Origin of the sequence: Natrinema hispanicum, from assembly GCF_900111485.1 — an archaeon.
In the GTDB taxonomy this organism is placed as follows: Archaea; Halobacteriota; Halobacteria; order Halobacteriales; family Natrialbaceae; genus Natrinema; species Natrinema hispanicum_A.
In genome coordinates, this window is the sequence record NZ_FOIC01000060.1 from 1 (window position 1) to 8,443 (window position 8,443).

The following is an 8,443-nucleotide window of genomic DNA, read 5'->3' on the forward strand; positions in this document are numbered from 1 at the left end:
AGGATGCAAAGCAGGTACTGGGGATGGATCAGTTCGAGGGACGAACGTGGACAGGGTGGAACCATCACGTATCAGTGGTGTTGATGACGTACTCGTTTTTGATGACCGAGCGAGCCGCGCAGGGCGCGGCCGCTCGGTTGCCCCCGTTTTCGCAGGTTGCTCGGATCGCAATTCACGAGATGGCGGTACGAACAGTCGAAGAACAAGGAGTTGATCGACAGACCGCTGAACGAGTAGCAGAGGCAATGCTCAGGGGGTTTACTGACTGGTGATCAACCGCCGAAGTAGTAATAGCCCGCTGCGACGAGATATAGCTCACTACGCCAGTAATTGATTAGGTATAACACAGTACCCCCGAGAAATCCAACCCCATTTAAAATGAACAGTACACCAAGTAGTTGACTGAATCCCATGACTTGTGGTCCGAGTAAGAGATGGATCACACCCGTTATAACTGCTGCAAGTATCACGAGATACCCGATTGGGTTTGATGGGAGATTGATCAGTGAGTTGTTTTGCCTAGCCGCAGTTGATTGTGTTGCCATATCTTACCATGCCATCCACCATCAATAAGTCTTAATGGTTTTTATCTATATTTTCTTGGTAGTAATAATGTTCAAGCGACTGTTGATATCTATCTCTATACACCGGAGCATCCGCGCTCTCGAACGGTGGATTCACGTGCGAGAATCTACGGATCTCCGGAACCGACAGCCACAGTACTGCTGGCTCAAATATCGAGACAATGACCGAGACGCGGTACGATGGACTGCTCCTCGATCACGACGGCGTGATCGTTACGCTCTGTTCGCACCAAGTGTTACGAGCCGCCGCGACCGATGCGTTCGTCGATGCCGGAATCTCGAACCCGAGTCCCGACGATGTCAACGCGATCACGATCCGAGTCTGGGAGGACGACCTGTGTGCTGTTGCGGATCGATACGGGGTGGATCCCGACCGGCTCTGGCAGTGTCGAGAGCAGCGAATCGAGCAAACGCTGCGGAGAGAAACCAGAGCCGGGCGAAAAGTGCCGTACGAGGACGTAACGAGTCTCGAGCGTGTCGAGGTCCCGACTGGGATCGTGAGCAACAACCAAACCCGGATCGTCGAGTTCGTTCTTCGAGAGCACGGCCTTTACGGGTACGTTGAGACGGTCCGTGCCAGAGAGCCGACCCGCGAGAGCCTTCAAGAAAAGAAGCCTGAACCGACATATCTCGAGGCTGCTGCGGCCGATCTGGACTGTTCGAACCCGCTGTACGTCGGCGACAGTGAGAGCGACATTGTCGCCGGCCAGCGGGCAGGCTTTGATACCGTCTTTCTCCGTCGAGATCACAACGCCACTCGTCACCTTGAGATAGAGCCTACCGTCGAGGTCGAGAGCCTGAGCGCCGTTCTGGAATTGGTGTAGGGATGGGAATTATCCCCGACCGATTCGTGTGACCGGTATGCACCAGCCGACAGTCGGAACGATCCGTGAATATACCCTGGGTGACGACGATGTCCCTTGGGTCCTCGGGACACACCTCACTGAACGCTGTGGGCCGCTTGCTCGAGCGCCCGATGGCAACCGAGTGTTGCTGATCGAGGCACACGGCTTCGCCCGCCGGCTGCCGTACCACCACCACAAGCTCACGCTCGTGTTCGCCGCAATGCGCCGGTTCAGGGATCGCTTGTCCGACGCCGGCTACAACGTGATCTATCTCAAGGCGGAGACGTTCGGCGACGCACTCGAGACGTTCTTCGCGGAGCATCCCGACGCCACGCTCGTGACAATGCGGTCGCCGAGCTACGGCTCCGAGCGGCGATTTCGTGACCTCGTCGCCGACGCCGGTGGCGACCTTCGGGTCTGCGAGAATGAACTGTTCGTCAGCACCCGCGGGGCGTTCGACGAGTGGGCCGACGGCGCAGAGACGTTCACGCACGAACAGTTCTACCGATGGATGCGCCGGGAGTCCGGCGTGCTGATGGACGGCGAGGATCCGGTCGGCGGCGAGTGGAACTTCGACGACCAAAATCGTGAATTCCCGCCCGAAGAGTGGGAGGCACCACCCGCCCCCTCCCCGGAGCCCGACGTAGTAGTCGAGGAGACCGCTGCCTGGGTCGAGTCGACGTTCGACACCTGGGGCAGTACCGAGGAGGTTCGTTGGCCGGTAACTCGCGAGGGAGCCCGCGACCACCTCGAGCACTTCCTCGAGCATCGGCTTCCCGCGTTCGGTCCCTACCAAGATGCGATGCGAACCGACGACTGGGAAATGGCCCACTCGCTTTTGAGCGCGGTGATCAACATCGGCCTGTTACACCCACTCGAAGTGATTAAGGCGGTCGAAACGGCCTACCACGACCGGGATGCGGTCTCGCTTCCGTCCGCGGAGGGCTGTATCAGGCAGCTTCTGGGCTGGCGCGAGTTCGTCCGTCACGTGTATCGACAGACGATGCCGGAACTGGCGAGTGCCAACCAGCTCGAGGCGACGGCTTCGCTGCCGGACTTTTACTGGACGGGCGAGACGGGGATGAACTGTCTCGCCGAGACGATCGGCGACGTCTACGATCGGGGATACGCCCACCACATTCAGCGGCTGATGGTCCTGGCGAACTTCGCGACGCTGTGGGGCGTCGAGCCTCGGGAACTCAACGAGTGGTTTCACGCGACCTACGTCGACGCCTATCACTGGGTGACGACCCCGAACGTCGTCGAGATGGGCCAGTACGCCCATGGTGTCTTCGCGACGAAGCCGTACGTCTCGTCGGCGAATTACGTCGATCGGATGTCCGACTACTGCGCCGACTGCCGCTACGACAGCGACGAGACGACCGGCGAAGGTGCGTGTCCGTTCAACGCCCTCTACTGGGACTTTTTGGCCCGAAACGAAGCGAAACTCCGCGACAATCACCGGATGAGACTGATGTACTCACACGTCGATGCCAAACGCGAGGCCGGCGACCTTGAGGCGATCCGCGAGCACGTCGTCGATCTGCGGGCCAACGTCGACGACGTGTAGTCTCAGTAGCGGATCGCCGCATCGAAAATTCCTGCCGTCTGGCCAAGCCCGACGAGCACGAGCCCACCGACCGCGGCCGTCCGGGTGCCCCAGGTCGGGCTGACGGCGTAGAGGGCCGCGCCGAGCAGACAGCCCGCGGTCCCGACCGCGTAGATCCAGCCCCCTTTGGTGACCCGACGCCCGGTATCGACGAAGCCGACTGCCGGTAGAAGCATCCAGCCGAAGAGAGCGACGGCCGTAAGCGCCGGATTCGTCGGCTCGAGCCAGAGGCCGACGACCCCACAGAGCGTGACGACCGAGCCGACGGCGATGAGCAGCCACCACGTGCGTAGGACGCCCTCGCGCATGTCGGCGTAGCCGGTCGCCGCGAAGCCGACCAGAAGGACGGCCATCACGACGTGAGCGATGAACAGCGTGTGCTCGGTTACGACCTCGAGGTGGGCGGCCGTCACGAACGTCCAGGCCAACGGGACCATGATCGGCGGGCCAAGCTCTCGAGCGCGTCTGAACATGCCGGAGCATACTGTGTGCTGACACAAATGCACACGGTGGTAGCTCCCGCCGAGTGTCTCGAGACCCTATCCTCCGGGCAGCGATGTCAGCTATCCAGTTCTTCGTAGCGTGCCTCGATGTCGATCATTGGCCGCGGGTAGTCGACGCCGAGTTCGACGCCGTAGGTGGCCTGTTGCTCGTCGCTCAGTCGCCAGGGCCGGTGGACGAACGCCGAAGGAAGTCCCTCGAGTTCGGGACGCCAAGTCGTCACGTACTCGCCGTCGGCGTCGTAGTATTCGGCCTGTGAGAGGACATCGAAGTAATTGTCACGGGAGTCGTTTCCCACGCCGGCCTGGTAGGCCCAGTTCCCCCAGTTGGAAGCGACGTCGTAGTCAACGAGTCGTTCCTCGAAGTATGCTGCTCCCCAGCGCCAGTCGATACCAAGTGCGTCGGCAAGAAACGAGGCGACGTTCTGGCGGCCACGATTGGACATGTATCCCGTCCGGTTTAGCTCGCGCATGTTCGCATCGACAAACGGAATCCCCGTCTCGCCGTTCGCCCACCGCTCGAACGTCTCCCGGTCGTGCTCCCACGCTTTTTCGATGTCCCGGATTCCGTTGGGATGGAAAAACTGTGCGCCGTATTTACAAAACTGGAACTGGAAGAAGTCACGCCACAGTAACTCGAAGACGAGCCAGTAGGTGTCCTCGTTCGAGACTCGTTCGGCCTCGTAGCGACGGACCTCGTCATAGATCCACCGTGGCGAGAGACACCCTGCCGCCAGCCACGGCGAGAACTTCGAGGAGTAGTCTGCCCCCAGCATCCCGTTTCGGGTCTCTTTGTACTCTCTGAGGTGATCTCCTTCCCAGAAATACGCCTCGAGGCGGCGCTTGCCGGCTGATTCGCCTCCCTCGAAGGCTAGCACTGTACGTTCGTCCTCGGGTGGCGTCTCGAGTCCGAGGTCCGACAGCGTCGGTACACCGCCGGCGGGCAAGGCTGGCGTGGAAATCGATTTCGGTGGTTCGACGGGCTCTCGAATCGAACACTCGCGTTCAATCTCTTTGCGCCACGGCGTGAACGTATCCCCCATCCGCTCGTGTGACGTCGGGAGATCAGAGACGTGATACAGCGTATGCGTCCACCGGTGCTCGAAGGCGATCTCGTCGGGAAGTGCCGCTCGAACACTGCCTTCCACCTTGCGTTCCTCCGTCGCCGGTTTCGTTTGTGCGTACACGGCATCGGCGTCGACGCGACCCGCGATGTCGGGAACGACTGTCTCCGGACGGCCCTGCCTGACGAACAGCTCGCCCCCTCGCTCTCGGAGCGCCGCCCGTAACTCGAGCAGTGACTCGCGGCGGAATCTGGCGCGGTGAGTGCCGAGCTTTTCGGTCCCGTAGCGTGTCTCGCCGCGCTCGTGTGGATCGACGACGTAGACCGGCACGATTTCGTCTGCCGTGGTGACCGCATCGGCGAGCGTCGAATTGTCCGTTACTCGGAGATCATCTCGAAACCAGACGACGGCGGTGTCCATGGTTTCTGGACGGAGAGCGATAGCAAGTATCTGTGGACAAACAGTGATACCGGATGTGCCCAGCTACAGTAACAACTGAAACGGTTTACACACTGATCGCACGAGAGCTGTGCGATCAGGTGTGCAGTGACTCTCAGTGGTGAACCAAGTGTGTCGCTGGGGGTTAGCGGATCGCTGGAATCGGTAGATTCCACGATCCGCACCGAGAACAGTACGCATCTCCGCCAGCAACTCGTAGTCAAAGAGCTTGAGAACCGACTTCTTCGTCGTCAGATCACTGTAAAACAACAGCAGATCGAACAACTTGAGGCTCGCCTCAAGTGGTACGAAAACCCATGTCGTGTTGCAAAGTCGTCTGAAGTTTGATCCCGTTCCAAAGTTGTCTATGCTCGTATCTGATAAGCCAACGAACATTAGCAGTGTCATGGCTGTTTTGGCTGACCGTTTGAGCTGATTGTCAACGAACACACGAAGCCATTCCAGAATCGAAGAATAAGAGTTATCTCGAGTTCGTTCTCAGCCACGAACGTCGTCAATCGAATCGGAGACGTCTTTCATCTTGACGTCGGCGTAGGCCTCGTGGGTAGTCTCGATCGAGTTGTGTCGTAACGCTTCCTGAGCCTTTTCGGACATCCCGCTGGTATAGAGGTCACGCCCGAGTGCCCGCCGAGCGCCATGTAGCGTCAGATAGTCGTACTCGCCGCCGGGGTTGATCCCGGCCTCATCGGTGAGTCGTTTCAACAGTTGGCGAACACCCTCTTTCGAGATCGATGGCGGCGGCACCTCGTGCTCGCGGTGCAGACGATCAAGGACCGCTGTCTTACCTTTGTCACCTCCCTCTTCGAGGGCTGCCTCAACCCGACCTGCGCCGAGTTCATCCTCGAGTGTACGCTTTTTCGAGCCGTAGTGACCGGTCGGAAAGACGGGCCACGCTTCGGTCGTCGGCTCCTGCACCCGGTACCATCGCTCGAGGACGTCATGGACACTCGCAGGAAACGGGGCCTGTTCGTACTCACGCGATTTGCCGTAGACTTCGATCAACCGCTCGTCGAAATCGACGTCTTTCCACCAGAGGCCGTTTCGTTTATCGTCTTTTGGATCGGCGAACAACTCAGCACCACGCGCCCCTGTGCCATCGAGCATGACGACGATCGCCCGGTCACGGAAGGCCGCCTCTACATCAGTCCGGATGGTTCCCTCGAGAGCCATGTCCACGCGCTTGGTGGCATACTCGAGTAACGTCTCGCGGTCTTCTTGAGACCAATACTGGCGTTTGCGTTTCCCGTCGTCCTCTGGCAGCGGGTCCATCGCAGTGTTCGTATTTGCCGGGTTCGACTCGAGGTGTCGTTCTCGCACCGACCAGGAGAGAAAAGCCCGGACGTAGGCGAAGTAGTTGTGGGCGGTTGAAGCCGCCAGGTCCTCGTCGATTACGACGCGATCGTAGAGGTGCTCGCTGTAACTGCGGACATCGTGGGGTGTGAGGTCGTCGACGAGCTCAAGGTCACGATCGTCTCGACAGTGGTCGGCGAACTCACGCAGTGGTGAGCGCATGGTTGTCTTCGAGCCGTCGGCGTTGATTTTGTACCGAAGGTAGCTCTCGATGGCCTCGTGGACGGTTGTGCCCCCGCGTGTAGCCCGGCGTTCCGTTGATCCAGACATTCGTATGTGTGGTACAGTGTCGGCCCTCGTAAAGTCCCTTGGTTAAACTGCTCTTTAACCAAGTAAATCAAATAGGTCCTAATACTAACGTTCGCAGGACTCTTAGTTACTTGAGACAGCTAAACAGATATCTATAAACTATATTTCGCTATAGCTTTTGCACGGGGTTGGAAGATGAGACTACAGTGTGGTTAGCGGGCCTGTAATGCAGGAACTTAGCCGAATCAGTGGTATGGAATCGTTTCAAATCACCTCCGAAGCGCCAAATTTTGTTGTCACAGTGACTATTTTGACGGTTTTTCCGAGGTCAGAGCTAGTGTTGCCACTCGAAAACACGGCGGTCAGCCGAACTGAGGGGAACTCTATCCGATTCCAGTCTCCTTCCGTAGCAGCGTTAGAGTGTTATCGGCTGTGACGATTGGCGAGCGTTCATACTCACCAGTCAGTTCGACCTGTACAAGTAGATCGACGGCCCGCCAGATCGAATATAGGAGACAGGCAAACGCGAAATAGAAGAATCGTAGCCCAAAATCTTTCGACGTCGTTTCGGCCATGAACCGCTTGATCGATTTGTAGCCGCTCTCAATCTCCCACCGATAGGCATACATAGCGATGAGCCCACCTCGATTCGACATGAACACCGAATACTGGCGATAGTCATCATGCTCAGAGTTTTCTTTCCGCCGGTAGATCAATGTCGTCTCGTGCCACTCGTCATTTCCCAAATGGAGTTTGCGGTCGGTTTCGTAGCGGTCCTGATCGCGTTCGAGGAGGCGCTTGGCCTGGGCCTTCTCACTGGTCTGCATCCGCTTTGGCACGACGTACGAAAGCCCACGTTGACTGATCATCTCGAGGACGTGCTGACTGTCGAATTCACGGTCCATCAGCACGTTATCGACATAAACCATCTCTTGGGCTGAGTCGAGCAGATCCTCGACGATCTCTTTACGCGTCTCGCCACGTCGTACTGGACGAGCATCCAATACAAGTGGAACAGCGTTTCCGACCAACTGTACTGTCGCCCACTGATATGCGTACTCGTCGGTGTTCTCTTTCGTTCCAATAATCTCGTCTTCGTGTCCCGCTCTGTCCCCTGTAAACGGAGCATCTTCGGTGATGTCGATCGCCACGATACCAGCTCGGAAGAACTCCTCCGTGTTCGCAGCCTCGTCTAGGAGTCTACCCACTGCTTGCCGGTACATTGCTCGTATCTCTGGTATCGAGAGAGTTTGAATCTGCTCACGATGGGCGTGACCTAACGGCGTTCGCTCCCGATCCGATTCGTAGGTGAAACTGCGAGCCCCCTCGTTGGCTGCCAGATTCTCTCGAAGCCCAAGATAGGTTTGTAAGTCCCAGTAGGCATTCTCATGGATTTCACAGCCTTCTCCCCGATCAAGTGAGAAGGCGGGGTAAACAACGTGGTTGAGATGGCTTGTGACCTTCTGCGTCTGTTCCAGTATGCTCTGGTTGTCCAGATCTGGTTCTTCAGTGTCGCGGTCATGGCGAGAGAGCTTTCGGTCCGGTTCTCGTGGAATTGAGACACTTTCCTCTTGGGCATTGACGAGAATCGAGCGTGCAGCTGCCTGGATTATCTCACGAAGATCCTCGGTAAGCCGGTTGTGCCAGCTACGCCAGAGCGTCGACTGGTCCGGAATCGTTTCCAGACCCAACTGCTCCCGGACGTCCGGGCGGCGATTGAGGTACTCAACAAGGGCCGTTTCGTGGTCCCATCCGTAGAGTTCTTTCAGGACAAAAATCCGAA

General features: G+C 58.1%; 7 protein-coding genes and 2 pseudogenes. 4 read left to right on the forward strand and 5 right to left on the reverse strand.

Going from position 1 to position 8,443, the window contains the following annotated elements:
* Positions 1–272, forward strand: a pseudogene (locus tag BSG09_RS21190) (IS701 family transposase); the annotation flags it as partial.
* Here BSG09_RS21190 and BSG09_RS19470 read toward each other — a convergent pair.
* Positions 273–545: a DUF7475 family protein gene (locus BSG09_RS19470; RefSeq protein ID WP_217650170.1), complete on the reverse strand. Its 273-nt coding sequence runs from the start codon at positions 543–545 to the stop codon at positions 273–275. It abuts the pseudogene before it with no gap.
* 200 nt (positions 546–745) lie between these two features.
* Between BSG09_RS19470 and BSG09_RS19475 the strand changes: the two genes are divergently transcribed.
* Together BSG09_RS19475 and BSG09_RS19480 are read left to right on the forward strand one after the other, a co-directional pair.
* A complete protein-coding gene (locus BSG09_RS19475) occupies positions 746–1,408 on the forward strand; it encodes an HAD family hydrolase (protein ID WP_092936086.1) in 663 nt (220 codons plus the stop codon).
* Positions 1,409–1,445: 37 nt separating this feature from the next.
* Positions 1,446–2,999 (forward strand): cryptochrome/photolyase family protein, encoded by a 1,554-nt coding sequence (locus BSG09_RS19480; protein ID WP_092936089.1) that lies wholly within the window; start codon positions 1,446–1,448, stop codon positions 2,997–2,999.
* 2 nt (positions 3,000–3,001) lie between these two features.
* Here BSG09_RS19480 and BSG09_RS19485 read toward each other — a convergent pair whose 3' ends face one another.
* The gene (locus tag BSG09_RS19485) at positions 3,002–3,511 is read right to left on the reverse strand and encodes a hypothetical protein (RefSeq protein ID WP_175542269.1); all 510 of its coding nucleotides are present in this window, start codon (positions 3,509–3,511) and stop codon (positions 3,002–3,004) included.
* Positions 3,512–3,597: 86 nt separating this feature from the next.
* Entirely contained in the window at positions 3,598–5,022 is a 1,425-nt protein-coding gene (locus BSG09_RS19490) for a DASH family cryptochrome (RefSeq protein WP_092936091.1), read from the reverse strand.
* 150 nt (positions 5,023–5,172) lie between these two features.
* Here BSG09_RS19490 and BSG09_RS19495 point away from each other — a divergent pair.
* A pseudogene (locus BSG09_RS19495) lies at positions 5,173–5,358 on the forward strand (IS66 family transposase); the annotation flags it as partial.
* A gap of 180 nt (positions 5,359–5,538) precedes the next feature.
* On the opposite strand, the gene BSG09_RS19500 reads toward BSG09_RS19495, so the two are convergent.
* Both BSG09_RS19500 and BSG09_RS19505 read right to left on the reverse strand, forming a co-directional pair.
* On the reverse strand, positions 5,539–6,681 hold the full coding sequence (locus BSG09_RS19500) for a tyrosine-type recombinase/integrase (protein WP_092936093.1): 1,143 nt from the start codon (positions 6,679–6,681) through the stop codon (positions 5,539–5,541).
* Between the two features lie 362 nt (positions 6,682–7,043).
* The coding region (locus BSG09_RS19505) for a transposase (RefSeq protein ID WP_092936095.1) at positions 7,044–8,443 on the reverse strand (1,400 nt) is incomplete at its 5' end.

Excerpts from the sequence above, each read along its gene's own strand:
- BSG09_RS19475 (WP_092936086.1), top strand. The coding sequence starts at position 746 with ATGACCGAGACGCGGTACGATGGACTGCTCCTCGATCACGACGGCGTG.
- BSG09_RS19485 (WP_175542269.1), bottom strand. The coding sequence starts at position 3,511 with ATGTTCAGACGCGCTCGAGAGCTTGGCCCGCCGATCATGGTCCCGTTG.
- BSG09_RS19490 (WP_092936091.1), bottom strand. The coding sequence starts at position 5,022 with ATGGACACCGCCGTCGTCTGGTTTCGAGATGATCTCCGAGTAACGGAC.
- BSG09_RS19470 (WP_217650170.1), bottom strand. The coding sequence starts at position 545 with ATGGCAACACAATCAACTGCGGCTAGGCAAAACAACTCACTGATCAAT.
- BSG09_RS19500 (WP_092936093.1), bottom strand. The coding sequence starts at position 6,681 with ATGTCTGGATCAACGGAACGCCGGGCTACACGCGGGGGCACAACCGTC.
- BSG09_RS19480 (WP_092936089.1), top strand. The coding sequence starts at position 1,446 with ATGCACCAGCCGACAGTCGGAACGATCCGTGAATATACCCTGGGTGAC.